24 protein-coding genes are annotated in these 26575 nt (G+C 27.7%); 23 read left to right on the forward strand and 1 reads right to left on the reverse strand.

Translation table 11 applies throughout. The annotated features are described in order from the left end of the window. Positions 1-182 precede the first annotated feature (182 nt). The 15 genes from ACMX2D_RS01450 (at position 183) to trpS (ending at position 14798) form a co-directional block, all read left to right on the forward strand. On the forward strand, positions 183-1319 hold the full coding sequence (locus ACMX2D_RS01450) for a cysteine desulfurase family protein (protein WP_414972443.1): 1137 nt from the start codon (positions 183-185) through the stop codon (positions 1317-1319). An 11-nt stretch (positions 1320-1330) separates the two neighbouring features. Beyond that, positions 1331-2533: an AI-2E family transporter gene (locus tag ACMX2D_RS01455; protein WP_414970873.1), complete on the forward strand. Its 1203-nt coding sequence runs from the start codon at positions 1331-1333 to the stop codon at positions 2531-2533. A gap of 9 nt (positions 2534-2542) precedes the next feature. Then, a complete protein-coding gene (alaS, locus tag ACMX2D_RS01460) occupies positions 2543-5149 on the forward strand; it encodes an alanine--tRNA ligase (protein WP_414972444.1) in 2607 nt (868 codons plus the stop codon). Between the two features lie 17 nt (positions 5150-5166). Further along, entirely contained in the window at positions 5167-5418 is a 252-nt protein-coding gene (locus ACMX2D_RS01465) for an IreB family regulatory phosphoprotein (RefSeq protein ID WP_009448249.1), read from the forward strand. Positions 5419-5477: 59 nt separating this feature from the next. Next, positions 5478-5903: a Holliday junction resolvase RuvX gene (gene ruvX / locus ACMX2D_RS01470; protein ID WP_009448366.1), complete on the forward strand. Its 426-nt coding sequence runs from the start codon at positions 5478-5480 to the stop codon at positions 5901-5903. 10 nt (positions 5904-5913) lie between these two features. After that, complete coding sequence (locus ACMX2D_RS01475) at positions 5914-6156, forward strand: DUF1292 domain-containing protein (protein WP_009448283.1); 243 nt, start codon at positions 5914-5916, stop codon at positions 6154-6156. A gap of 15 nt (positions 6157-6171) precedes the next feature. Then, positions 6172-6615, forward strand: coding sequence for a Fur family transcriptional regulator (locus ACMX2D_RS01480; RefSeq protein ID WP_009448195.1), 444 nt, complete (start codon positions 6172-6174; stop codon positions 6613-6615). Positions 6616-6623: 8 nt separating this feature from the next. After that, entirely contained in the window at positions 6624-8297 is a 1674-nt protein-coding gene (locus ACMX2D_RS01485) for a ribonuclease J (protein WP_414972445.1), read from the forward strand. A gap of 8 nt (positions 8298-8305) precedes the next feature. Then, the gene (locus tag ACMX2D_RS01490) at positions 8306-8629 is read left to right on the forward strand and encodes a YlbF/YmcA family competence regulator (protein ID WP_414970869.1); all 324 of its coding nucleotides are present in this window, start codon (positions 8306-8308) and stop codon (positions 8627-8629) included. After that, complete coding sequence (locus ACMX2D_RS01495; RefSeq protein WP_414972446.1) at positions 8629-9267, forward strand: O-methyltransferase; 639 nt, start codon at positions 8629-8631, stop codon at positions 9265-9267. Before ACMX2D_RS01490 ends, ACMX2D_RS01495 begins: the two co-directional genes overlap by 1 nt. 65 nt (positions 9268-9332) lie before the next feature. Further along, the gene (locus ACMX2D_RS01500) at positions 9333-10562 is read left to right on the forward strand and encodes a peptidase U32 family protein (protein WP_414972447.1); all 1230 of its coding nucleotides are present in this window, start codon (positions 9333-9335) and stop codon (positions 10560-10562) included. A gap of 15 nt (positions 10563-10577) precedes the next feature. Then, positions 10578-11114, forward strand: coding sequence for a GNAT family N-acetyltransferase (locus ACMX2D_RS01505; protein WP_414972448.1), 537 nt, complete (start codon positions 10578-10580; stop codon positions 11112-11114). Between the two features lie 184 nt (positions 11115-11298). Further along, entirely contained in the window at positions 11299-11565 is a 267-nt protein-coding gene (gene rpsO, locus ACMX2D_RS01510) for a 30S ribosomal protein S15 (protein WP_004833566.1), read from the forward strand. A gap of 56 nt (positions 11566-11621) precedes the next feature. After that, positions 11622-13730, forward strand: coding sequence for a polyribonucleotide nucleotidyltransferase (locus ACMX2D_RS01515; protein ID WP_414972449.1), 2109 nt, complete (start codon positions 11622-11624; stop codon positions 13728-13730). Between the two features lie 78 nt (positions 13731-13808). Beyond that, positions 13809-14798: a tryptophan--tRNA ligase gene (gene trpS, locus ACMX2D_RS01520; RefSeq protein WP_414972450.1), complete on the forward strand. Its 990-nt coding sequence runs from the start codon at positions 13809-13811 to the stop codon at positions 14796-14798. Positions 14799-14842: 44 nt separating this feature from the next. On the opposite strand, the gene murC is transcribed toward trpS, so the two are convergent. Next, on the reverse strand, positions 14843-16243 hold the full coding sequence (gene murC / locus ACMX2D_RS01525; RefSeq protein WP_414972451.1) for a UDP-N-acetylmuramate--L-alanine ligase: 1401 nt from the start codon (positions 16241-16243) through the stop codon (positions 14843-14845). A gap of 244 nt (positions 16244-16487) precedes the next feature. Here murC and polA point away from each other — a divergent pair, with 244 nt between their 5' ends. The 8 genes from polA (at position 16488) to ACMX2D_RS01565 (ending at position 26331) form a co-directional block, all read left to right on the forward strand. Then, complete coding sequence (gene polA / locus ACMX2D_RS01530) at positions 16488-19118, forward strand: DNA polymerase I (protein ID WP_414972452.1); 2631 nt, start codon at positions 16488-16490, stop codon at positions 19116-19118. After that, positions 19105-20817: a dephospho-CoA kinase gene (gene coaE, locus ACMX2D_RS01535; protein ID WP_414972453.1), complete on the forward strand. Its 1713-nt coding sequence runs from the start codon at positions 19105-19107 to the stop codon at positions 20815-20817. Before polA ends, coaE begins: the two co-directional genes overlap by 14 nt. 172 nt (positions 20818-20989) lie before the next feature. Continuing rightward, positions 20990-21364 (forward strand): hypothetical protein, encoded by a 375-nt coding sequence (locus ACMX2D_RS01540; protein ID WP_414972454.1) that lies wholly within the window; start codon positions 20990-20992, stop codon positions 21362-21364. A 188-nt stretch (positions 21365-21552) separates the two neighbouring features. Further along, entirely contained in the window at positions 21553-22017 is a 465-nt protein-coding gene (locus ACMX2D_RS01545; protein WP_414972455.1) for a CtsR family transcriptional regulator, read from the forward strand. Then, entirely contained in the window at positions 22010-22504 is a 495-nt protein-coding gene (locus ACMX2D_RS01550; RefSeq protein ID WP_414970856.1) for a hypothetical protein, read from the forward strand. Before ACMX2D_RS01545 ends, ACMX2D_RS01550 begins: the two co-directional genes overlap by 8 nt. Then, positions 22497-23474 carry an ATP--guanido phosphotransferase gene (locus ACMX2D_RS01555; RefSeq protein ID WP_414972456.1) on the forward strand — a complete coding sequence of 326 codons (978 nt, stop codon included), beginning with the start codon at positions 22497-22499 and terminating at the stop codon, positions 23472-23474. Before ACMX2D_RS01550 ends, ACMX2D_RS01555 begins: the two co-directional genes overlap by 8 nt. 12 nt (positions 23475-23486) lie before the next feature. Further along, on the forward strand, positions 23487-25910 hold the full coding sequence (locus ACMX2D_RS01560) for an ATP-dependent Clp protease ATP-binding subunit (protein ID WP_414972457.1): 2424 nt from the start codon (positions 23487-23489) through the stop codon (positions 25908-25910). 94 nt (positions 25911-26004) lie between these two features. Beyond that, positions 26005-26331, forward strand: coding sequence for a heavy metal-binding domain-containing protein (locus ACMX2D_RS01565; RefSeq protein ID WP_414972458.1), 327 nt, complete (start codon positions 26005-26007; stop codon positions 26329-26331). The last annotated feature ends 244 nt before the right edge of the window (positions 26332-26575 follow it).

Genomic DNA, 26575 nt, shown 5'->3' on the forward strand with positions numbered 1-26575 from the left:
ATGAATTATTTTTTATATTTAATTAAATTTAGAAATTGATAAATGATTGTAAAAAAATTAGAGAAATTTTATTTTTTAACAACATAATATTTTAAGACTTTTTATTATGTTTTCTTGTAATTTATAGGATTTTGGAGTATAATTATGTTGATATATTTTTTAAATAATGGAGTTTTATGTATATGAATAATATTATATATTTTGATAATTTTGCAACTACAAGCTTAAATGAAGAAATTTTTAATGAAATGAAAGAGTTTTTAGTTTATAATTATTCTAATCCTTCATCAATTTATGAATTTGCACAAAAATCTAGAGTTGCTATTGAAAAGTCAAGAGAAAATATTGCTAATTACATAAATGCAGAAAAAAATGAATTATTTTTTACATCAGGTGGAACTGAAGCGGATAATTGGGCAATTTTTGGTACTACAATGTTTAAAGGAAAAAAAAGTGGTCATATAATATTAACTGCATTTGAACATTCAGCTATTATTGAGAGTGCAAAACTTTTAGAAAAAATAGGATTTGATGTTAGTTTTGTATTTCCTAATAAAGATGGCTTTATTGATGCAAGTGATGTTCTAGATGTAATAAGAGATGATACGATTTTAGTTTCTATTATGTATGTTAATAATGAAGTAGGAACTATTCAAGATATAAAGAAAATTTGTTGTCTTGTTAAGGAAAAAAATCCTAATATAATATTTCATACTGATGCAGTTCAAGCACTTTCTGAAATAGTAATTGATGTAAAAGATTTGAATATAGATTTGCTTTCTATTTCAGGACATAAGGTACATGCACCAAAAGGTATAGGTGCATTATATATAAAATCAGGAACTGAAATAGAAAATTTTATATTTGGTGGTAGTCAAGAACGCTCAAGACGCGCAGGAACGGAGAATGTTGCAGGGATTGTTGCCTTTTCAAAAGCTATAGATATTTTGAAAGAGTCAAGAGAGAAAAATGTTTATAAAAGATTTGAATTAAGGGAATATTTTTTAAGAAAACTTAAAGAAAATTCCATTAGTTTTGATATAAATGGAGCACTCGAAAATAGATATTCTGGAAATATAAATATTTCGTTTAAAGGCGTAGATAAGGAAATGTTTATTATGAGTATGGATTTTAAAGGGATATGTATTTCAGGAGGTTCTGCTTGTAGTAGTGGTGCTGTTGAAAATTCACATGTTTTAACTGCTATGGGGATTGATGAAGAATTAAAGAGTAGTGCGGTTAGGATTAGTTTTGGAGAAAATAATACATTTAAAGAAATAGATGAATTTATTATAGCTTTAAAAGAAATAATTAATTAGATGGAGGTTTTATGCCGGTTTTTGATTTGATTTTAAATATTAGTATAAAGATATTAGTTGCAATTTTATTGATTGTTGGAATTTATGTTTTTATACAATTTTCAAATAAAAATTTAGAAAAAAATGAACAAATAAGATTAAATAAGCTAAAGATTTTAAGGATAATTATTTATATTTTATCAGTATTAGGAATAAGTTATTTGTTTAAGAATTATCCAATTTTAAGGATAACTTTATTTACATTTATAGCATCTGTTATTATTGCTTATATTTTAAATCCTTTTATGAAGTTTTTGGAGAGAAAAAATATAAAAAGATTATATGCTATAATTATTATTTATATTACAATTGCATTAGCAATATTCATTTTAGCTATAGGAATATTTCCAAGTACATTTAAACAATTTAAGAATTTATTATTTAATTTGCCGGATATGGTTAGAAATTTTGTAGATTATAGTGATAGTATTAGAAAAAATTTATTTACTGATGTTCCGTTTGTTAGTCAAATGATTACTAGTATAAATGGACAACTTGTAAAGATGGCGAATACAATTTTATCTGCTTCAGGAACATGGATAACAGGAATGGTTGCGGGGATTACAAGTTTTATAGGAATAGTTATTCAATTGATTTTAATTCCGGTTATAACATTTTATTTGTTACTTGAAAAGGATAAAATTTTAGATGTAATAAGTAGAAGTGTTCCTGATAGATATGAAACTTTTTTAGTAAAAACTTGGAGAGAAATTGATGAATCCTTATCTATGTTTGTAAGAGGAAGAATTATAATGGCAATTTTTGTTGGAGTTGCAACTATGATTTATTTAATGGCTTTTGGAATAGAATTCTCTTTCGTAATAGGTGTTATAACATGTGTAGCAGATATTATTCCTTATATTGGTCCATTTTTAGGCTTTGTACCAGCAGTTTTACTTGCCTTGTTTAAAGGTCCTTTTACTGCTTTATGGGTTGCAGCTCTATTCTGTTTTGTTCAATGGCTTGAAAATAATATTTTAGGGCCAAAGATACTTGGAGACAGTACAGGAATGCATCCGCTTATAGTTTTAATACTATTGATTTTAGGTGGAGGAATGTTTGGGGTTTTAGGTATGATTTTCTCTGTACCTGTCGCTGCTGTGATTAAAATTATATACAAAAATACAAAACCATATGTAAAAAAATATTTATTTAAAGATAAATTTGAAAAGTAAGAGGGATATATGAGAAGATTAGGTTTAAATGAAATTAGAGAAGAATATTTAGAGTTTTTTGAGAGTAAGGGACATTTGCGTTTAAAGAGTTATCCTTTAATTCCAAATAATGATAAAAGTTTATTACTTATAAATGCTGGAATGGCACCTTTAAAAGACTATTTTACCGGTGTTAAAAAGATGAGTAAAAATAGAGCAACTTCTAGTCAAAAATGTATTAGAACAGCTGATATTGACAATGTAGGAAAAACTCAAAGACATGGCACTTTTTTTGAAATGTTAGGTAATTTCTCTTTTGGAGATTATTTTAAGAGAGAAGCTATAACTTGGGCTTGGGAATTTTTGACAGAAAAGTTAGAAATGGATAAGAATTTATTATCCGTTACAGTTTATGAAGAAGATGATGAAGCTTATGATATTTGGAGAAATGAAGTTGGACTACCAGCAGAAAAAATTCAAAGACTTGGTAAAGAAGATAATTTCTGGGAATTAGAAGTTGGTCCTTGTGGTCCATGTTCTGAAATCATGTATGATAGAGGAGAAAAATATACAAATCCTGATGATAGATTTATGGAAATTTGGAATTTGGTTTTTACTCAATTTAATAAGGACAAAGATGGAAATTATCATAGATTGGAACATCCAAATATTGATACCGGAATGGGACTCGAAAGACTTACTTTAGTTTTAGAAGAAAAGGACAATATATTTGAGATAGGCTTAGTTGATACTATAATAAAGAAAATTGAAGAAATTTCAGGGGTTAAATATAAATCAAATGAAATTTCTGATATTTCTATTAGGGTAATTGCAGATCACGCCAGAGCTATGACGTTTTTAATATATGATGGTGTAATTCCAAGTAATGAACAAAGAGGATATGTTCTAAGAAGACTTATAAGACGTGCTGCAAGACATGGTAAATTATTGGGGATTAAGGATAATTTTTTAGTTGATGTTTCAAAAGTTGTTATGGAAGCTTATAATATGGAATATCCAGAATTGTTGGAGGATAGAGAAAGAATATTCAAGATTTTAAATGCAGAAGAGTCTAAATTTCAAGAAACTATTGAACAAGGACTAGGTATACTAAATTCATATATTGAAGAAGAAAAATCAAAAAATTCTAAAATTTTACCGGGAGATAAGGCATTTAAGTTGTATGATACTTATGGATTCCCGTTGGATTTAACAAAGGAAATTTTAGAAGAAGAAAAAATGACAGTTGATGAAGAAGCTTTTAACAAAAATATGCAGGATCAAAAGATTAGAGCAAGAGAAGGAAGAAATGTTTCATCAGCTGGGTGGAGTGAAAAAAATACTGATTATTTAAAAGCATTAGAAACAACAGAATTTTTGGGTTATACTGAAAATGAATGTCTAGGAAAAGTAATAAAATTATTTAAAGATGAAGCAGAAGTTTCAACTTTAAGTCAAGGAGATAAAGCTCTTTTAGTTTCTGATAAAACTGTTTTTTATGGAGAAGGTGGAGGACAAGTTGGAGATATCGGAATTATTGTTGGCGAAAACTGTAAGATTAAGGTTTTAGATACTAAGAAAAATAAAAACAATGGAATATTCCATAGTGTAGAAGTAATTAGTGGGAATGTTAAGCTAACTGATGAATTAACATTTAAAATTGATGTTAATAATAGACGTGATATTATGAAAAATCACTCTGCTACACATCTATTACATCAAGCATTAATTGAAGTGTTAGGAAATCATATTAATCAAGCAGGTTCATTAGTAGATGCAAATAAATTAAGATTTGATATTACACATTTTGAGGCTGTAAGTCAAGAAGATTTAAAAAGAGTTGAACAAATAGTTAATGATAAAATTGCTTTAAATCTTGATACAACTATAAAGGAAATGACTTTAGAAGAATCCTCAAAAATGGGAGCCATTGGACTTTTTGAAGACAAATATAAAGATGTTGTAAGAGTTGTATCATTTGGTGGTTGGTCAATAGAACTTTGTGGTGGAACTCATGTAAAAAATGTTAGTGAAATTCAAATGTTCAAAATAATCTCAGAATCAAGTGTTGCAGCAGGAGTTAGAAGAATTGAGGCTATTACAGGTAGAAATGTTTATGAATATTTAAAGAAAACTGAAAATCAAATTGAAGAAGTTTCAAATGTCTTAAAATGTAAAAAGTCAGAATTGATTTCTAAAGTAGTCTCATTAACTGAAGATATTAAGTCATTGGAAAAAGAATTAAAAGAAATAAAATCACAAATGGCTTTAAGCAGTTTAGATTCATTTATAGCTGAAAAGAAAGAAATAGAGGGTATTTCTTTTATAGCAAAAAAAGTAGAATTTGAAAATCAAAATGATTTAAGAGATTTAATTGATAAATTAAGAGATAAACTGGGTACAAGTGTAATAGTGTTTGCTAATGTTTATCAAGAAAAACTTACTTTTACTGTAGGAGTAAGTAAAGATTTGAATGCAAGAAAAATTAATGCTGGAAATATTGTTAAAGAGGTTGCGAAACTTGTTGGCGGTAATGGTGGTGGAAGACCGGACATTGCATCCGCCGGAGGTAAGGACTTAAGTAAAGTTGATTTTGCATTAGAAAAGTCAGAAGAGATTTTAAAAGCTCAATTTTAAAAAATAGGAGGGGTTATATGTCAAACGAATTTAATGAAACTATGAGAATAGAAATACCAAGTGATAAGAAAAGTGTTAAAGAAATAATAAAAATTGTGTATTCAGCACTTGAAAATAAGGGATATAATCCTAAAAATCAAATTATAGGATATATTCTTTCAGGTGATCCTACTTACATCACTAGCTATAATAATGCTAGAGGGTTAATTAGACAAGTTAGTAGAGATGAAATACTTGAAGAATTTTTAGAAAATTATATAAAAGATTAATTTTTTCCCGGCAAAATTCTTTGCCGGGGCTTTTGCATAACACAATAAAAGGGGTATTTATGAATAGATATATGGCTTTAGATGTAGGTGATAGAACTATAGGAGTTGCTATTAGTGATCCTTTGTTCATCATGGCAGAAGGGCATAGTACAATTTTTAGAGAAAGTCTTGAAAAAGACCTTGATTCTCTAAAAGATATAATTATTAAAGAAGATATAATTAAAATTGTTGTTGGGCTTCCAAAGAATATGAATAATACTATTGGTCCACAAGGTGAAAAAGTTTTGTCTTTTGTTGAAGAATTGAAAAATTTTTTAAAGGAAAATAATTTTGATATAGAAATAGTTATGCAAGATGAAAGACTTACAACTGTCAGTGCCGAAAGAATTTTAATTGAGGGAAATATGAGCAGAAAGAAAAGAAAAAAAGTAATAGATAAAGTTGCTGCTACATATATTTTACAAGGGTATTTGGATAGAAAATAGGAGTGATATTTTGGAGCGTTTTGAAGCTTTTGATGAAAATGGAAAGAAAGTTATCTTTGAATTAGTAGAAACTTTTGGTATGAATGATAGTGAATACGCAGTTTTGAATTCTAAAGATGACCTTAATACATATATTTTAAAAATTGTATATGATAAGGATGGTAATATTAATCTGGAAGGTATTGATGATGAAGAACTTTCCGATGCGATTGAGGTTTATGAAGAATTAAAGTCAGAAAAAGAAGAAAATTAGAAAAGGAGATTCATTATGGAAGTAAAAGAAATGAAAAAGTTGTTGGTAGAAAACAACTATAAGATTACTAAACAAAGAGAAATCGTGTTTAATGTTTTGAATGAAAACAAAGGTAATCATTTAAGTCCAGAAGAACTACATGAAATAGCCAGTAAATATGATAAAGATTTAGGAATTGCTACTGTTTATCGTACACTTGTTATTTTTGATAAGATGAATATAGTTCATAAATTGGATTTTGATGATAAAAGATATAGATATGAAATTATAAGAGATGATGATAAACATCAACATCATCACCTAATTTGTAAAGATTGTGGAAAAATAATTGAAGTTGAAGAAGATTATTTGGAAACTTTAGAACAAATTATTGAAGAAAAATATAAATTTGAAATTATGAATCACGATTTAAAATTCTATGGAAAGTGTTCAGATTGTTTAAATCTTGAAAAGAAATAGAGGATATCGTGGTGCAAAAAAATAAAAAGAAAACTTTAAAGATGATACCCTTAGGAGGAGTCGGTGAAATAGGTAAAAATATGTCTATTTTGGAATACGATGATGAAATTATCATTTTGGATTGTGGAATGACTTTTCCGGATGATGATATGCCCGGAATAGATATTGTAATTCCTGATATTACCTATTTGATGAAAAATATTGATAGGGTAAAAGCTCTTTTTTTGACGCATGGACACGAAGATCACATCGGAGCCGTCCCATATATACTAAAAAAAATAAATGTACCGGTTTATGGAACTAAATTGACTTTAGGGCTTGTTGAAAGTAAACTGCAGGAACATAATATCGGTAAAGAAAATTTACATTTGGTAAATGCAGGTGAAACTATAAAAACTAAACATTTTTCTGTTGAGTTTATAAGAGCATGTCATAGTATACCGGACAGTGTAAGTTTTGGAATAAAGACTCCTGTTGGAAATATAATTTTTACTGGAGATTTCAAAATTGATTACACACCTATTGATGGAGATAAAATGGATTTACATCGTATTGCTCAATGGGGAATGGACGGAGTTATGCTCTTATGTGCAGATAGTACTAATGTTGAAAGACCGGGATATACAATGAGTGAAAGTTCTGTAGGAGATACTTTTATTGAACTTTTTAGTAAAGCACAAGGAAGGATTATTGTTGCAACATTTGCTTCTAATTTACATCGTGTACAACAAATAATAAAAGCAGCGGAAAAATTTAAGCGAAAAGTTGCGGTTTCAGGTCGTTCTATGGTTAATGTTATTAAAGTTGCTACTGAACTAAATAAGTTGGAAATAGAAAAAGATACTCTTATTGATTTAAAGAATATTAATAGATATGATGAATCTAAAATTGTACTTTTGATGACAGGAAGTCAAGGGGAACCTATGAGTGCACTAAATAGAATGGCTTATGGAGAACACAAAAAACTTGTATTGACTGAAAATGATACTGTAATTATTTCTGCATCACCAATACCGGGAAATGAAAAAATCTTTTTTGGACTTGTAAATCGTCTTGTTGAAATGGGGGTTAAAGTAATTCATTCTTCACTTGCAGAGGTTCACGTATCAGGACATGCTTGTCAGGAAGAATTAAAATTAATTCACACTTTAGCAAAACCTAAATATTTTATTCCTGTTCATGGAGAATCAAGACATTTAAAAAGACATGCGAAATTAGCAGTTGAAATGGGAATGCCGAAAGAAAATATATTTATAGGAAGAAATGGGACTGTTTTTGAATTTAACTATAAACAGGAAGGATTTATATCCGGAACTGTTGAATCCGGAAATATCTTAGTTGACGGTCTTGGAGTTGGAGATGTTGGAAGTGAAGTTCTTAGAGATAGAAAGCATCTATCAGAAGATGGTATTATAATCGTTATGGTAGTTCTTGAAAAATCCAGTAAAGAAATTATTTCAGGTCCTGAAATTGTTTCAAGAGGATTTATCTATGTAAGAGAAAATTGGAATCTTGTTTCCGATATGAGAAGAGTTGTCGAAAATACTTTAAACATTTGCAAAGAAGATTCTATAACAGATATAGGAACTATGAGATACAATATAAGAAAAGATTTGAATTCTTATATCTACCATGAAATAAAAAGAGGTCCAATGATTATTCCAATAATTACTGAACTTTAGGAGGAACTATGAATATTTATAATAGTATTTTAACTTTTTCAAATGATTTTAAAAATTGTGATGAAGTTAAGGAATTTAAACGTTTAAAGAAAAAAATAGATGAAAATGATGAAAACAAGAAAATTATAGATGATTTTCATAAGAAGTTATATGATTATCAAATTGCTAAACAAAACGGGGAAGATGTTGCTGATAGAGAAAAACAACTTAATGATTTGAATGCAATTTTGATGAGTAATTCTGAAATATCAGAATTTATGGCTGCTGAAGTTAGAATTTCAACTATAATGAATGATATTGTAAAAATGTTGGAAGAAACACTTGCAGAATAATGGAAATAGTTGCAAATTATGTTTCTGAATATATCAGAAGTTTAGAACAAAGTAAAGAACCTATTTTAATAGAAATGGAAGAGTATGCTTTTGAAAACAAAGTTCCAATTATAGAGGTAGAAGTTGCAAGATTTTTAGAATTTTTGGTAATGCTAAAGAAACCAAAAAGAATTTTGGAAATTGGAACAGCGATAGGTTATTCATCTATAATTATGAATAGGGCTTATCCATATTCTACTATTACAACTATTGAAATAGATGAAAAAATTTTTTTAAAAGCTAAAGAATTTATAAAAAAAGCTGGCTGTGATAAAAATATTGATCTTATATATGCAGATGCAAATGACGCTCTAGATTTTATTACAGATAAATATGATATGATTTTTATGGATGCGGCAAAGGGACAGTATATGAGTTTTTTTGAAAAGTCTATAGAAAGATTAAATCATGGTGGAATATTGGTTTCTGATAATATTTTATTTAGAGGTCTTGTTGCAAAAGAGAAAAATAATATAAGAAGAAAAAATACTATAGTAAGAAGATTAAAAGAATTTTTAAAAATTATAACAAATAGTGAAGAATTTTCAACTACCATTATACCTATAGATGACGGTATGGCTATATGTTATAAAAAATAGATTAAATATAAATGGGAATCCAGCTTTTTTGGATTCCTATTTAATAGTTGAAGGAGAAATTTTATATGAAAGATGTTGAATTATTAGCCCCCGCAGGGGATATAGAAAAATTAAAAATGGCAATCATCTATGGAGCTGATGCAGTTTATCTAGCCGGTGAATCTTTTGGATTACGAAAAGCATCAAAAAATTTTACAGTTGAACAGTTAAAAGAAGCTACGAATTTTGTTCATGAAAGAGGTAAAAAGATATATATTACAATGAATATAATCCCTCATAATGATGATTTAATAGGACTTGAAGAATATGTAAAAGTTCTAGTGGATATAGGTGTTGATGCTTTAATCGTTGCAGATGCAGGAATATACACTTCTGTTCGTTCAGTAAGTAAGGATATTGAAGTACATATGAGTACACAAGCGAGTGTTACAAATTATAGAACAGTAAAATTCTGGTATGATTTAGGAATTAAAAGAATTGTTATGGCAAGAGAATTATCTTTAGAAGAAATAAATTTAATTCATAAAGAGGTTCCTGAAGTTGATATTGAAGCATTCGTTCATGGGGCTATGTGTATTTCATATTCAGGAAGATGCTTATTGAGCAACTATATGTGTGGTAGAGATGCAAATAAGGGAGATTGTGCTCACGCTTGTAGATGGAAATATAATTTGGTTGAAGAAAGAAGACCAGGAGAATATTATCCAATAGAAGAAACAGAACAAGGAACTTTTATATATAATAGTAAAGATTTATGTATGTTGGATTCTCTTGAAGATGTAATTAAAGCAGGAGTTCATAGTTTGAAAATCGAGGGAAGAGTTAAGACTCAATATTATGTTGCTACTGTTATAAGAAGTTATAGACTAGCACTTGATGCAATTAAAAATGGTACTTATATAAAAGAAATGGCAGAAAGACTTCTTCTTGAGATTAAAAAAGCTAGTCATAGAGATTTCACAAAGGGGTTCTACTATAAAAAGCCGGATGAAAATGACCAACTTTACAATTCAAGCTCATATATAAGAACTTATGATTTTGTTGGACTTGTCTTGGATTACAACAAGGAAACAAAAATTGCAACAATAGAGCAAAGAAATAGAATTTTTGTTGGAGATGAAGTTGAAATTTTCGGACCAAGAGATGGTTTTGAAACTTTTAAAATAGAAAAAATGTATGATGATAAAGGCGAAGAAATTGATGTTGCTCCAAGAGCAAAACAAATTATAAAAATGCCTTTACCATTTGAAGTAAAGCCTTGGGATATAATGAGAAAAAAATTATCTGATGAATAAATTCAGGAGAAACTTATGATTGAACTAAAAAGAATTCAAAGAGATGACTTAAGACGATTATATGATATAGAATATTCAAGTAAAATACCTAAATGGAAAGAATATGATGCTCCATATTTCGACGATTTTGAATTTAAAACTTATGATGAATTTATTCTATCAAGCGAAATAGAATTCTTTTTGGGAGAAAGAGTAAAAGGAATTTATTTTAACGATATTCTATTAGGAATAGTTTCAAAATATTGGGAAAACGAAAAAACTAGATGGCTTGAAATAGGAATTGTAATTTTTGATGATAATTTCTGGAGTAAAGGAATCGGCTCGAAGGCACTTTCGTTATGGATAGATGAAATTTTTAATACTGAAGATAATTTAGAACATATCGGTCTAACAACTTGGAGCGGAAATATCGGAATGATGAAGTGTAGCTTAAAAATCGGTATGATACTTGAAGGAAGAATTAGAAAAGTTAGATACCATAATAATATATTTTATGATTCAATGAAGTATGGAATTTTAAAAGAAGAGTGGATGAAGCAGTTAAAGAAGTAAGAATTATAGTTTCAATAAATTTTTATAATTTATCATAAAAAATTGATGATAACAGGTAAAATTTTTTAAAAATAGTTTACTTTTGTTGTGTTTTATGTTATACTTATCAAGTACTGTTGCTATGTTTATGGAAACTCCGACCTTTACATTGCTACGGTGAATTATATTTTAGGAGGTAGTTACAATGATAACTAAAGAAGACAAATTAAGAATTATCGACGAATTTAAAAGAAGTGAAGGAGATACAGGTTCTCCTGAGGTTCAAATTGCATTATTAAGTTTCAGAATTAAATACTTAACTGAACACTTAAAAGAACATAAAAAAGACCATGCTACAAGAAGAGGTTTATTCAAATTAATCGGACAAAGAAAAGGTCTTTTAAAATATCTTAGTAATGTTGATATCGAAAGATACCGTGAATTAACTAGTAAATTACAAATAAGAGGATAATTATTAAAGGGCGATTTTATTCGCTCTTTATTTTTAGAAGACCATAGGAGGATTAAATGGTTAGAGAATTTATATATGACTTAAGCGGAAGAGAACTTAAAGTTACGATAGGAAAGGTAGCAGAACAAGCGAATGGATCTTGTCTTGTACAATGTGGAGAAACTGTTGTTTTAGTTAATGCTTGTGCTTCTAAAGAACCTAGAGAAGGAGTTGACTTTTTTCCTTTAAGTTGTGATTTTGAAGAAAAACTTTATTCAGTAGGAAAAATCCCTGGTGGATTTATTAAAAGAGAAGGACGTCCAAGTGAAAAATCAATATTGACATCAAGACTTATAGATAGACCGCTACGTCCACTATTTCCGGAAGGATATAGAAATGATGTTCAAGTTATTGCTACTGCATTATCTGTTGAGCAAGATAATCAACCAGATATACTTGCAATGATTGGATCATCTATAGCACTTACAATTTCAGACATTCCTTTTAACGGACCTACAGGATCTGTTAATGTGGGATATGTTGATGGGGAATATATTATAAATCCAACAATTGCACAAAGAGAAAAATCAAGACTTAATATTACAGTATCAGGAACAAAAGATGCTATTATGATGGTTGAAGCCGGAGCTGATATTTTAAGCGAAGAAGAAGTTTTAAATGCAATTCTTTTTGCACATGAAGAAATTAAATCAATTTGTAATTTTATCGAAACAATAAGAGAAGAAATTGGTAAAGAAAAATCTGAAGTTATTATAAAACAAAGAGATGAAGATTTATTCAATGCAATTATTGAATTTGGTAAAGAACAAATTATTTCTGCTCTTAGAACTCCGAATAAAATGGAAAGAGAAGAAAATTTAGATAAAATTACAAAAGAAATTCTAGAAAAGTTTTTACCTGATTATGAAGATAAAAAAGGTGAAATTAATGCAGCTATTGAATCTGTAATTGTTGATGAAGTTAGAAGATTAATAATAGAAGACGGCATTAGACCGGATGATAGAGAACTTGACGAAGTTAGAAAGATTTCTTGTGAAAGAGGACTTTTACCAAGAACTCACGGATCAGGTTTATTTACTAGAGGACAAACTCAAGTTTTAACTTTAACAACTTTAGGAGCTCCCGGAGAAGTTCAAGTTTTAGATGGAGTTATTGATGAAGACGATAAGAGATATATGCATCAATATAATTTTCCACCATTTAGCGTTGGAGATGTTAGACCATTAAGAAGTCCGGGAAGACGTGAAATCGGACATGGTGCATTAGCTGAAAGAGCTTTAATTCCTGTTTTACCAAGTGAAGATGAATTCCCATATACAATGAGATTGGTTTCAGAAGTTTTATCTTCAAACGGATCAAGTTCACAAGCAAGTATTTGTGGTTCAACACTTTCATTATTAGATGCAGGTGTTCCTATTAAAGATTCAGTTGCAGGTATTGCTATGGGACTTATAAAGGATGAAAAAACTAATAAAATTGCTATTTTAACAGATATTCAAGGCTTAGAAGACCATTTTGGAGATATGGACTTTAAAGTTGCAGGTACTAAAGATGGTATTACAGCTTTACAAATGGATATTAAAATTGACGGTATTAGTAGAGAAATTTTGACAACAGCTTTGGAAAAAGCAAAAAGAGCAAGACTTCATATTTTATCCATAATGAATGACTGTATTGCAACTCCAAGTGAAGAAATGTCAAAATATGCACCAAAGATATTCACAATGCAAATTTTACCAGAAAAGATAAGAGAAGTAATTGGACCGGGCGGAAAAGTTATTAACAAGATTATTGATGAAACCGGTGTTAAAATTGATACTTTTGATGATGGACGTATTGCAATTACTGCTGATTCAAGAGAAAATGGTGAAAGAGCAAAAGAAATGATTAACGAAATAGTTAAAGAAATTGAGGTTGGGGAAATTTACAGCGGTGTAATTACAACAATCACGAGTTTTGGAGCATTCGTTGAATTAATCAAAGGAAAAGAAGGCTTACTTCACATTTCAAATATGACTCATGAAAGACTTGATAAAGTGGAAAACTTATTTAAAGTTGGAGATGTAGTTGAAGTTAAAGTAATAGAAATTGACAATCAAGGTAAAATTAAATTGTCAAGAAAGGCATTGCTTGAAAAGCCTAAAAAAGAAAAAGAAGAAAAATAAATAACAAAAATAGGTCAATATTCTAATTAATTTAGAAATGACCTTTTTTATTAATATTTATAAAAGGAGGATTTTAATATGGGAAAAATAGTTTACAGTGCATTACAGCCTTCAGGTCAGCTTACAATAGGAAATTATTTAGGTTCAATAAAAAACTTCAAAAGTTTACAAGACCAATATGATTGTTTTTTTAATGTTGCTGATTTACATTCTATAACAGTACCACAAGAACCGAAGTTACTAAGAGAAAGAACATTAGATTTAATGGCTATATTTTTAGCATCAGGATTAGAACCTGATAAATCAACTCTTTTTGTTCAATCACATGTTCCACAACATGCAGAATTATCTTGGGTTTTAAGTTGTATGAGTTATATGGGACAACTTAGCAGAATGACTCAGTTTAAAGAAAAATCTCAAAAATCGGAAGAAAATCTAAATGCAGGTTTGTTTACTTATCCCGTATTAATGGCTGCAGATATTTTACTGTATCAAACAGATTTAGTTCCTGTTGGGATTGATCAAAAACAACATTTAGAACTTGCAAGAGATTTGGCAGAAAGATTTAATAATAAATATTCCGAAACTTTTGTAGTTCCAGAAGGAATAATCGGAAAAGAAACAGGGAAAATTATGAGCCTTAAAAATCCGGAAAAGAAGATGAGTAAGTCTGATGAAGATGTAAATTCTTTTATTTTACTTCTTGATGATGAGGAAAGTATAAAGAGAAAAATTAGAAAATCTGTAACTGACAGTCTTGGAAATTTTGATTATAATGATGAACAAAAAGGTCTAAAAAATCTTATAAATATTTATATTGCCTTTAGTGGAAAAACAAGTGATGAAATTGTAGCAAAGTATAAAAATGAAAATTATTCAGTATTTAAAGAAGATTTGGGACAATTAATATCTGATAATTTAAAACCAATAAGAGAAAAACATAAAGAATTTATTTCAGATAAGGCATATCTTGAAAAAGTTATGAAAGAAGGAGCAGAAAAAGCATCCTACTTTGCAAATAAAACACTTAGAAAGGTTTATAAAAAAGTTGGATTTTTACCAAGATAAAAAACAAGACAGAAAATTTTATATTTTCTGTCTTTTTCTTTTAATTATTTATAGTCTTCAACAATCATTTTTGCAAGTTCATGAGGATTACCACAACCTGTAGTAATGATAGTATCTTTGTCTTTAAAAGTTTCAAAGATATAATCTCTTGCTTCTTCAAAAGTTTTTAAATAAATTGCATTAACTCCATTTTTATTTAGCTTTTCAACTAAGTCAATGGAATGAATTGTAGGATCGAATTTTTCTCTCGCAGCATATATTTCAGTAACAATAACTTCATCACAATCATCAAAACATTTTGCGAAGTCGTTTAGTAATGTTTTTGTTCTTGAATAGGTATGCGGTTGGAAAATACATACAAGTCTTCCTTCTTTATGTTCTGCAATTGAACTCAAACAGCTCTTTATTTCTTTTGGATGATGACCGTAATCAGTAAGGATAGTAGCTTTTTTATCGTTACCGATTACTCCATAAATTTCCATTCTTCTATGCAAATTTTTATATTTTGAAATAGCATCTCTGATATATTCTACATCTATACCTGTTTCGTAAGTCGCTATAATTGCAGCTGCTGCATTATAAATATTATGTCTGCCTATTATATTTAAGCAGAAATGATGTTTACCAAACTTTTCATTTTCAATATCAAAACAAGGATGACCAACTTTATCAAAACTTATATTTGTAATTTTATAAGTAGCATTTTCATTATTAATACCAAATGTAATAGTTTCTCCTTTGATATGTTCTAGTAGTGGAAGACAGTTAGGATCATCAATATTAATAATAGCTTTTGAATTTTCATCTAAATTTTTCATATATCCTATAAAAGTATCTACAATATGATCCAAGTTTTTATAGAAATCTAAATGATCTTCATCTATATTCAAAATAATAGCCATACTTGGATAATAATGTAGTATATTTGCTTTAAATTCACAAGCTTCAGTTACAAGATAATCCTCGTTCCCACATAAGACATTTCCGTCAATTTCATCCAAATTTCCACCAATTAAAATTGAAGGTTCAAATGGGGAATTAATTAAAATTTTTGAAATCATACTAGTAGTTGAGCTCTTTCCGTGAGATCCTGAAATTGCTATTGAATGAGTGTAATTTCTCATCAATGCTCCTAAAAATTGTCCTCTTGTTACACAAGGAACTCCTAATGATTTTGCTTTAATTAATTCTTCATTATCCGGTAAAATTGCATCTGTATATACAATCAAATCAGGATTTTCAATATTTTCCTTTTTTTGACCTATAAAAATTTTTGCTCCATTTTGTTCCAATATTTGAATTTCTTTAGAAGTATTTCTGTCACTTCCGGAAATATTATATCCTTTTTTCAAAAGTAGCTTTGCTATTCCACTCATGCTTATTCCACCAATTCCGATGAAATGTATATTTTTGTATTTTTTATCATTAAAATCAAACTTAAACATATTAACTCCATTCAAAATAATATAATTACTGTAATTATATCATAAAAATAGTATATATGCCAAATTTTTAATAAAAATTAATAGTTATCATATTAGAACATTTATTATTAATTTATATAACATAAAATGAGATATTTTCATTATTTTAATTTAGACATTATATATAAAAATATGATATAATATCTGTGTATGTACTTTATAATATATTTTGGTAATAGATTATATGATAATTTTGGAGAATAAAATGAAAAAAATACTTTTAATCGACGGTTCAAGTCTTATTTTTAGGGCTTTTTATGCGATAAGAAATTTAACAACTAAAGATGGAGTTTTTGTAAATGGAGTTTATGGTTTTTTAAATATGTACTACAAAGCATTGGAATTAATAAATCCTACACATGTTTTTGTAGCTTTTGATAAGGGTTCAAAAACTTTTAGACATAATGAGTTTGCAGATTATAAGGGAACTCGTGATAATGCTCCTAATGAAATAACTTATCAGTTTGGAATTTTAAAAGATTTACTATCTTCTATGAATGTAAATTATTTGGAGCTTGATGAATATGAAGCTGATGATATTTTAGGAACAATCGCAAAACTTGCTCAAAAGGAAGGTTTTGAAGTAGATATTTTTACGGGAGACAGAGATTATTTACAATTAATTGATGATAATATTTTTGTATATTTGACTAAAAAGGGTATAAGTGAGATTAAACTTATGAATACTGAATCAGTTTTGGAAGATTTCGGTCTTTCTCCTAAACAATTGATTGATGTTAAGGCTCTTCAGGGGGATAGTTCAGATAATATACCCGGAGTTAAGGGCGTTGGAGAAAAAACTGCATTAAAATTAATTCAAGAGTATGGAAGTCTTGAAAATTTATATGAAAATTTAGGTAATCTTAAAGGGAAATTAAAGGAAAATCTTGAAAATGAAAGGGATAAGGCTTATTTGAGCAGATGTCTTGGTGAGATTTTTTTGAATGTTCCTATTGATAGAAATATTGAAGATTTTGAAATAAAAGATGTAAATTCTGATGAATATATTGAAAAATTAGAAAAATTAGAATTTAAAAGTATTATAAATAAGCATTTTAAAGATATAAAAAAGAATAATACTGTAAAATCAAATCAAAATATTGATTTTGAAGTAATTGAATTTTCAGAAATTTTTGAAAAGATAAAAAATGACGAGTCTATATCAATTAAATTTTTCTCAGATGAAGGATATATTTATAGGAAGAAATTTTATATTGGAATTTATTCAAACTTTAATAATAAGGCATATATTTGTAAGGAATTTAAGCTATCAGATTTTGAAAGGTTTTGTAATTTAGATATAGAGATAATTGGTTATGATATAAAGGAAGAATTGTTTTTTGCATTAAAAAATAATTTAGAATTTAAAAATTATGAAGATGTAATGATTTTAGAATATTTAATTGACTCTAATAAAGGAAATTATGATATTCTAAAAGTCAGCAATGAAATTTTGCATCTGGAAATTTTAGATTTAAAAGAAATGTTTGGAAAAGGTAAAAACAAAAAAACTTTTTTTGAATTGGAAGAGGGCATTATTTTTAAATTTATTTCTCAAAATGTATTTGCCATTTCAGGTTTATATGATATTTTTATAGAAAAAGCTAAAGAAAATAATCTGATTTCATTATATGAAAATGTTGAAAAACCGCTAGTTAAAGTTCTTGCAGATATGGAAAAAACAGGAGTTTTAGTAGATAGAAATAAGATTATTGAGTTAAATGAGGAATATTCAAAACTTGCATATTTGTATGAACAAAAAGTTTATGAACTTGCAGGAGAAGTTTTTAATTTGAATTCTCCAAAACAGCTTGGAGTCATTTTATTTGAAAAAATGGGATTACCTATAGTAAAAAAGACAAAAACAGGATATTCGACAGATGTTGAAGTTTTAGAAAAATTATCTAAAAAGCATGAAATTGCAGATTATATTTTAAAATATAGGTCTTTGAACAAGTTAATTTCAACTTATTTAGATGGAATATTGGAGTATATTATGGATGACGGTAGAGTAAGGACATCCTTTAAGCAGATGATTACCGCTACAGGAAGACTTAGCTCTGTGGACCCTAATTTGCAAAATATTCCTATAAGAAGTGAAGAGGGAAAAAATATTAGAAAGGTATTTGTTGCCGATAAAAATAAAGTTTTTATTGATGCAGACTATTCACAAATTGAGCTTAGAGTTTTAGCGCATTTATCTAAGGATTCAGTTATGATTGAATCTTTTAAAAATGATTTAGATATACATTATAAGACTGCAAGTGAAGTTTTTGGTGTTCCGATTGATGAAGTTACTGATAATCAAAGAAGAAGTGCAAAGGCTGTAAATTTTGGAATAGTTTATGGAATAAGCGATTATGGTCTTTCAAAAGATTTGAATATTACTAGAAATGAAGCAAGAGAGTATATTGACGGATATTTAAATACTTATCCTAGAATAAAGAATTATATGGAAGAAATAGTTGATAGAGCTAAAAAAGATGGTTTTGTAACTACTATCTTGGATAGGAAGAGATATATTCCTGAAATTAATTCTAAAAACTTCAATATTAGAAGTTTTGGCGAGAGAATTGCCCTGAATACTCCTATACAGGGAAGTGCAGCAGATATTATAAAACTTGCGATGATTAAAGTTTACGAAAGATTAAAACTTGAAAAAGTTAATGCAAAATTAATTTTACAAATTCACGATGAGCTTATAATAGAATGTGAAGAAAACGAAAAAGAGATTGTTAAGAAAATTTTAAAAGATTCTATGGAAAATGTATATAAATTAGATTTACCATTGAAGGTAGATGTATGTGAAGGAAGGAATTGGTATGAGTCGAAATAAAAAATATATTGTTATTACAGGTCAAATTTGTAGTGGTAAGAGTAGCTTAGCGGATTTGATTAGAGAGAGAAATGAAAATTATTTAGTTTTAGATGCTGATGATCAAATAAAAGAATTATATAAAAGGGGTGCTGAGCTTTATAAGGTTTTAGTAAATGAATTTGGAGATAGTATTTTAAATGAGAAGGGTAATATTTCAAAAGCAAAGTTAAGAAGAACGGTATTTTTTAATGACGAAAATAGAAAAAAACTTAATTCATTAACTCATCCCGTTATTTTGAAAAATATGGTTGATATTGGCAAAAATTCTGATGCAGAAGTTGTATTTTTACAAGTTCCTCTTTTAAATGAATCAATAGATAGATTGGAAAAATTGATTGAAATTGATGAAGTTTGGAATATAACAGCAAGTGATGATATTAGATTCAAAAGACTTATGTCAAGAAAGGGAATGACAGAGGAAGTTGCACATAGAATTATGGAAATTCAGTCAGAGTTTGATAATGAAAACTATGATATTTTAACTGTTGAAAATAATGGCGATTTTGAAGAATTAAAAGATAAATTGGATTTATTTTTTGAAAATAGTTGTATAAATGAAGAAAAGAAAAGAGGGTTTTTTGGAAGGCTGAAGAAAAATAAAGAAAAAAAAGAAGCCGAAGAAAATGATGAAATTGTTGAAGATAAAATTGAAGATACCGAAGATGTAAAAAAAGTAACTGAAGATGAATTGGAAGAAATGGGAATGATTGAAAAAGTTTCTAATAATGATTTTACAGAAAAAGAAAATTTAAAGAATAATGATGAGCATTTGGATGAATTTATGCAATCAGTATTTGTAGAAGGGCAAAGTACAGAAAGTGTTGATTTAAAAACTTTAGAAAAACAAGATTCATTAAATATAGAACAAACTAAATTAACAGATTTAAGTCCTTTGCATGAAGAAAAATCAGATGTTACTGATTCTGTTAAAAAAGATATTAATAATTCTAATGAAGAGTTTTTTGAGGAAGAAACTGTAGAAGAAGTTAAAAAAGATAAGGGCAGAAAAAACAAAAAGATGAAAGTGTGGAAAAAAATATTAATAACTATAATAACTGTATTAATTATATGTAAAGCACTATTTTTAGGAGCAATATATTATGGAGGAAAGAATTACCCTGTAAATTATATTGAAGAAATTCAAAAATATTCAAACGAGTATGGAGTAGATCCTAGAGTGGTTTTAGCTATTATGAGGGTTGAAAGTAATTTTAAGAGTGATGCAACAAGTAAAGTTAATGCAAAAGGTTTAATGCAAGTTTTACCTGATACCTCTAAACATGTTGCAAAGTTATTAAATATTGATGCGAATTCCATAGACTTAAATGATGCGGAAACTAATATTAAGATTGGAACATATTATATAAAATATTTAATGAAAAACTTTAGTAATATGGATACTGTTTATGCAGCATATAATGGTGGAATTGGTAATGTAAATACTTGGTTAAAAGATTCCAAATACTCAAGTGATGGAGTAAGTCTATATAATATTCCTTCATCAGAAACTAAACATTATGTCACTAAAGTAAATAAAGCATTAAAAGCTTATGAAATTTTGTATGGAAAGGAATTTCCAACTAAAAAAACAAAAGGATTTTCAAAATTTGTAGAAAATGTAAAAAATTCTATTAATTATATTTTTAGAAGTTTTTAAATATTGAGTTTAAAATATGAATTAAAAAGTCAACGGATATTATCATTCGTTGATTTTTTGATTGTTAAAATTTTTAATGTATATGTCTTCGAAAATTAAAATTTTCAAAATTGATTATAGCAAATATATATGGTATAATCAGAATAATTCTAAAATTTGAATGGAGATTTATATGGAAAATAAAAATAATAATTTTTTAGAAAATTATATTAATGATAGAGAAAAATTAATGAAAATTTTACTATGGGGTTCAATAGCTTTGGATATGTTGTTGCTATTGTGTTTTGTTGTAGGTTTTTCTCTTGGCATGGGAAGTTCGATAATAGGATTTTTTATGCTTGGAATTGTTTTTAGATATGGAATATGTTTGTTTATAATAAGTGTAGTATTTAAGTTTATAGCTCTCGTTTTAAGTTTTCCCAGAGATACTAAAGATAAAAAGAAATATTTTTCTATTGCTTTGTCTTCTCTGTTCAGATTATTATTTATAGGTGCATTAATTTACGGAATATATTATATTGGTAAAGTTATGACTGCTGTTGGATAAAAAATTTTATTTACTTTAAAATATATAAATTCATTAATTAAAGTTGAGGAAAAATATTAAATTATTTTACTCAACTTTTTTGCTTATGGTAATAATTTTTAAATTATAAAAAGTTTATTTAAATGTAAAAAATTATTATTCATTGGGTATAATATAATAAAGGTCAAAGTAGGTCAGGGGGTGTTCTTTTGGCAGGTATTAGTGATATTATCGAAAAATTTTTGAAAGAAATGTTAGAAAATTCTGAAAATGGAATTATTGAGATAGGAAGAAATGATTTAGCAAATAAATTTTCATGTGCTCCTTCTCAGATAAATTATGTTTTGACAACAAGATTTTCCTCAACAAACGGATACTATATTGAAAGTCACCGTGGGGGAAGCGGTTATATAAAGATTTCAACACTTTCAAATGAAGATGTATTTTTAAATTCTATTATCGAGTATTTAGATAAAAATGAAATAACTTTTAATGAAGGGCGACGAATTATAGATAGAATATTTGAATTGGGATATATTACAAAAAGAGAAAGATTTATTATTTTACATGCTATAAGTGATAATTCTCTTTGTATAGATAGTAAAATTAAGGATAGTTTAAGAGCTAATGTTTTACTTAATATTTTGTATTCTTTCGGGAGGGAAAATGAGTAAGAAAATTGCAACAATAAGTTATGAAAAAGAAATAACGGATTTTGAATATGACAATTTATTTAATACATTAAAACCTAATGAAAAAGATGAAATATTTTGTAATTTTAAAGGTCAAATTTCTAATTCAAATGTCAAATGCAAAAATTGTAAAACTTTGGTAAAGGATATTATTTATACAAATTTAACTGTTTGTCCTTGTTGCTATGAAACAATTTATAAATTGATAGAAAATAATAAATTAAAGCCGACTCTTGTCTATTCGAATTTTATAAAAAGATTATTATGTAATGATTTTAACAAATATAAAGGAAAAGCACCAGAATATACAAAAGAATTTTTTGAAAATAAAATAAAAATTGCTGATTTAGAAAGGGAGTTAGAGCATTGTATAGAAACTGAAGAATATTTCAAATGTGAAGTTTTGAAAAATACCATTGAAGATTTAAAAAAGAAAAATTTCAAACTTAGGAGGAGAATAAATGAGTAGTTTTTTAGGGAAAATTTCTGAAAAGTACATTTCTCTTTCAAGTCAGGTTGATGTTTATAGAAATGTCAAAGGCTATAAATTTAACTATATGTTGACCTTTGAAGATGAAATTAATCTTTATAATAAAATTTGTTCTTCTTTCTATAAATTGTATTATAGTGATAGATTTACATTTGAAAAGGTAAATACAAAAAAACAAATTTTAAAATATTATAATATGGGTTTGTTTTTAGATTCCAATGATATTTTCAGAGAAAATTCATATATAGCATCAAGAGATGATGAATTTGTTTTTATGAATATAAACATTAGAGAGCATCTTAGATTTACCGGTAAATTACCCGGAGTAAATTTTCTTCGTTGTGGACATTTTGCCTATGGACTTGAGTCGGATTTGGATGAAAAAATAGATTTTTCGTTTAATACAAATTTCGGATATGTTTTTGAAGATGTAAATTTAGTTGGTAATGGTTTAAAAATGACAGGAGTTTTACATATTCCTTCATTGAGATATTATAATACTACCGATTTTTTAGAAAAGAAAATGAAAAAATTAGGAATAGACTTTTATTCTCTATCTAAAATAGGACTTTGTGAGGATTTTTATATTGCGGAATTTTGTAATCAAAATGCAGAAGAATTTTCCGCAATTAGAAAAATGGATAAATATATTACGGAAATTGTAAATTTAGAAATAGATAATCGTAGAAAACTTTTAGGGACAAAAACAGACTATTATAGAGAAAAATTTGAAAGATATAAGAAAATATTGATAAAGAGAGAAAATATAACACCATATATAGTTAGTAAATTTATTTCACTTTGTTTATTACTACAAAGTTTGGAGCTTATAGTTGATTATGATATAAAGTTGTTATATGAATGCCTTATGGCTATTAGAAGTTCAACTTTTTTAACTGAGGAAGAGAGTAATGAAGAACTTTTAAATGTAATTTTAAAGTTAATATAGGAGGGTGATTCTATGTATGAAAATGTAATTAGAAGTGTTGACGAGTTTATCCGATATGCTGTAAATGAAGCATTTTATTTAAAAGATGATTATATTGGAACTGAGCATATCTTGCTTGCGTTTTTAAAAATAAATAGTAGAGAAACTGAAAGTCTTGTTTCAGCAGGTGCAAATTATAATTCTTTAAAAAGTTATTTAATAGATAAGAAAGGAATTGGAAACTTTTCAAATGTTGCGAGTAAATTATCCAAAAACGCAAAAAAAGTTGTAGATAATGCTGTTAATATTGCAATGGAGTCGGATAATGTCCAAGTATTACCTTGTCATCTCTTAATTTCATTAATGGAATTAAAAACAAGTCTTGCTTATAAAATGCTTGTTGAAGCTAATATCAGTCCTGAAAGTATTTCGGCGGATATAAAAGAAAAGATAAATTTTGGAAATGATACAGAGGTTTCAGGAGAAGCAACGACAGAAACTTTAGATAAATATACTGTAAATTTGAATGAAAGAGCAAAAAAAGGGAAAATTGACCAAGTAATTGGTAGAGAAAAAGAAATAGATAGAATATTACAAATTTTACTTAGAAGAACTAAAAACAATCCTATCTTGATTGGAGAAGCAGGAGTAGGAAAAACTGCGATAGTAGAAGGACTTGCCCTTAGAATTGTAGAGGGAAAGGTTCCGGAATTTTTAGAAAATAAAACTATTTATAGTCTGGATTTACCGGCAATGCTTGCAGGAAGTAAATATCGTGGAGATTTTGAAAAAAGAGTAAAAGATACTTTAAATGAAATTATGAAGAATAAAAATGTTATTGTATTCATAGATGAATTTCACAATATAGTTGGAACCGGAGGTAGTGAAGGTTCTATTGATGCCGCAAATATTTTAAAACCGTTTTTAGCAAGAGGAGAAATTCAATTAATTGGTGCTACAACCATTGACGAATACAGAAAACATATTGAAAAAGATTCTGCTCTTGAAAGAAGATTACAGCCTATAGAAGTTTTAGAGCCTACAGTTAGTCAGACTATAAATATATTGTTAGGTCTTAAAGAAAAATATGAAAATCATCATGGGATAGTAATAACCGATGAAGCTATAAAAGCTGCAACAGAATTATCACATAGATATTTAACAGACAGATTTTTACCTGATAAAGCTATTGATTTGATAGATGAAGCGGGTTCTATGTTAAGAATAAAATCATATCTAAATCCGGATGATATAATTTTCCTAAAAGATGAAAACGCCAACCTAAAAGCTGATATAAAACAATTTGTGAAAAATCAGGAATTTTTAAAAGCTCAAGAATGCAAAAATAAATATGAGGAAAACTTAGAAGAGATAAGAAAACTTAAAGAGATAAAAAAAGATAAGAAAAATAAGGAAAATTTAACATTAAAATATGACGATATTGCAAAAGTTGTCTCAGATTGGAGTAAAATTCCTGTTGATAGATTGACAGCTAAAGAAAGTCAAAAATATTTATCTCTTTCTGATAATTTAAAAAATATAGTTATCGGTCAGGGAACTGCAATTGACAGAGTTACAAATGCCATCAAAAGATCCAGAGCAGGAGTTTCTTTAGGAAGTAAACCAATAGGAAGTTTTATTTTTGTCGGAGCTACAGGAGTTGGTAAAACTTATCTTGCAAAATCTTTAGCAAATCTTTTATTTGAATCTGAAGAAAATATGATTAGGATAGATATGAGTGAGTATATGGAAAAACATACTGTTTCTAAACTTATAGGATCTCCTCCGGGATATGTAGGCTATGGAGAAGGTGGATATTTAACAGAAGCGGTTAGAAGAAAACCATATAGTGTTGTATTATTTGATGAGATTGAAAAAGCTCATCCAGATGTGTTTAATATGCTACTTCAAATCCTTGATGATGGACGACTTACAGATTCACAAGGAAAAACTGTGAACTTTAAAAACACAGTAATAATTATGACTTCAAATGTAGGAGCATCTGCGATTGAAAAGAAAAATACATTAGGTTTTTCTTCAAAAAAAGATGAAGATGAAAAAGAATATGACAGAATTAAAGAAATTGTAAATTCTGAACTTAAAATTATGTTCAAGCCTGAATTTTTAAATAGAGTAGATGATATAATTGTCTTTTCAAGACTTGATGAAAAAGATATATTAAAAATTACAGAGCTTTTGCTTGAAAAATTGAAAAAAAGACTTAAAAATATTGGACTTAATATCGGATATAGCAATAAGATTATTAAAAAATTATCAGATATGGGCTATGATAAGGCTTATGGAGCAAGACCTCTTGAAAGAATAATAAAATCTGAACTTGAAAATAAAATTGCAGATGAGATTTTAAAGAATGAAATTCTTAGTGATGAAAAACTGTTTTTGGATGTGAAAAAAGGTAATATTGTATTGGAAAAAGTAAAAATCAAAACTAAGTAAATTTAATAAATAGACTTGTACTTTATGATAACAAAAATATATTGATAACGGTTAAAAAATATGTTAATATTATCTAAAAAAGGAGATTATAATTATGATAATTACAACTACAAGTAATATTGACGGATATGAAATTGTAGAATATAAAGGAGTTGTCTTCGGTGAAGTAATAACAGGAGTAAACTTTGTAAAGGATTTTAAAGCCGGATTAAGTGATATTTTCGGAGGGCGATCATATTCTTATGAAGAAGAATTAATGGGTGCAAGAGAAGAAAGTTTAGATGAAATCGTGGAAAGAGCAACAGAAATTGGAGCAAATGCCGTTGTCGGACTTAAAATGGATTACGAAATGCTTGGAGCATCAAATAGTATGATGATGGTTACTTGTTCAGGCACCGCTGTTAGAATTGTAAAGAAATAGATGAAAAGGTGTTTTAAAAAATTTTAAAACACCTTTTCAAATTTAATTAATTTTACTTGAAAAATTTTTAAAAATTTAGTATAATATATTTGATAAAGGGGAGTAGCTATTTTTGTTTAGTCGTCAATACGGTTTATCCCGGCTAAACACCTAACTATTTCAATAGGAAGCAAGACCTTTGTTTAATTTTATTAAACAAGGTTTTTTTTATGCAAAAAAAGCCTTAATTTAAGGAGGAAAATCT

Source organism: Parvimonas oralis, from assembly GCF_047608425.1.
GTDB lineage: Bacteria > Bacillota > Clostridia > Tissierellales > Peptoniphilaceae > Parvimonas.

What these genes read in the sequence shown, in the direction of transcription:
- ACMX2D_RS01555 (WP_414972456.1), top strand. Translation starts at nt 22,497, where the DNA reads ATGAGTAGTTTTTTAGGGAAAATTTCTGAAAAGTACATTTCTCTTTCA.
- ACMX2D_RS01560 (WP_414972457.1), top strand. Translation starts at nt 23,487, where the DNA reads ATGTATGAAAATGTAATTAGAAGTGTTGACGAGTTTATCCGATATGCT.
- ACMX2D_RS01500 (WP_414972447.1), top strand. Translation starts at nt 9,333, where the DNA reads ATGAAAGATGTTGAATTATTAGCCCCCGCAGGGGATATAGAAAAATTA.
- ACMX2D_RS01540 (WP_414972454.1), top strand. Translation starts at nt 20,990, where the DNA reads ATGGAAAATAAAAATAATAATTTTTTAGAAAATTATATTAATGATAGA.
- ACMX2D_RS01505 (WP_414972448.1), top strand. Translation starts at nt 10,578, where the DNA reads ATGATTGAACTAAAAAGAATTCAAAGAGATGACTTAAGACGATTATAT.
- ruvX (WP_009448366.1), top strand. Translation starts at nt 5,478, where the DNA reads ATGAATAGATATATGGCTTTAGATGTAGGTGATAGAACTATAGGAGTT.
- ACMX2D_RS01455 (WP_414970873.1), top strand. Translation starts at nt 1,331, where the DNA reads ATGCCGGTTTTTGATTTGATTTTAAATATTAGTATAAAGATATTAGTT.
- ACMX2D_RS01465 (WP_009448249.1), top strand. Translation starts at nt 5,167, where the DNA reads ATGTCAAACGAATTTAATGAAACTATGAGAATAGAAATACCAAGTGAT.
- ACMX2D_RS01565 (WP_414972458.1), top strand. Translation starts at nt 26,005, where the DNA reads ATGATAATTACAACTACAAGTAATATTGACGGATATGAAATTGTAGAA.
- ACMX2D_RS01515 (WP_414972449.1), top strand. Translation starts at nt 11,622, where the DNA reads ATGGTTAGAGAATTTATATATGACTTAAGCGGAAGAGAACTTAAAGTT.
- ACMX2D_RS01495 (WP_414972446.1), top strand. Translation starts at nt 8,629, where the DNA reads ATGGAAATAGTTGCAAATTATGTTTCTGAATATATCAGAAGTTTAGAA.
- ACMX2D_RS01550 (WP_414970856.1), top strand. Translation starts at nt 22,010, where the DNA reads ATGAGTAAGAAAATTGCAACAATAAGTTATGAAAAAGAAATAACGGAT.
- rpsO (WP_004833566.1), top strand. Translation starts at nt 11,299, where the DNA reads ATGATAACTAAAGAAGACAAATTAAGAATTATCGACGAATTTAAAAGA.
- ACMX2D_RS01480 (WP_009448195.1), top strand. Translation starts at nt 6,172, where the DNA reads ATGGAAGTAAAAGAAATGAAAAAGTTGTTGGTAGAAAACAACTATAAG.
- alaS (WP_414972444.1), top strand. Translation starts at nt 2,543, where the DNA reads ATGAGAAGATTAGGTTTAAATGAAATTAGAGAAGAATATTTAGAGTTT.
- ACMX2D_RS01490 (WP_414970869.1), top strand. Translation starts at nt 8,306, where the DNA reads ATGAATATTTATAATAGTATTTTAACTTTTTCAAATGATTTTAAAAAT.
- polA (WP_414972452.1), top strand. Translation starts at nt 16,488, where the DNA reads ATGAAAAAAATACTTTTAATCGACGGTTCAAGTCTTATTTTTAGGGCT.
- ACMX2D_RS01450 (WP_414972443.1), top strand. Translation starts at nt 183, where the DNA reads ATGAATAATATTATATATTTTGATAATTTTGCAACTACAAGCTTAAAT.
- trpS (WP_414972450.1), top strand. Translation starts at nt 13,809, where the DNA reads ATGGGAAAAATAGTTTACAGTGCATTACAGCCTTCAGGTCAGCTTACA.
- murC (WP_414972451.1), bottom strand. Translation starts at nt 16,243, where the DNA reads ATGTTTAAGTTTGATTTTAATGATAAAAAATACAAAAATATACATTTC.
- coaE (WP_414972453.1), top strand. Translation starts at nt 19,105, where the DNA reads ATGAGTCGAAATAAAAAATATATTGTTATTACAGGTCAAATTTGTAGT.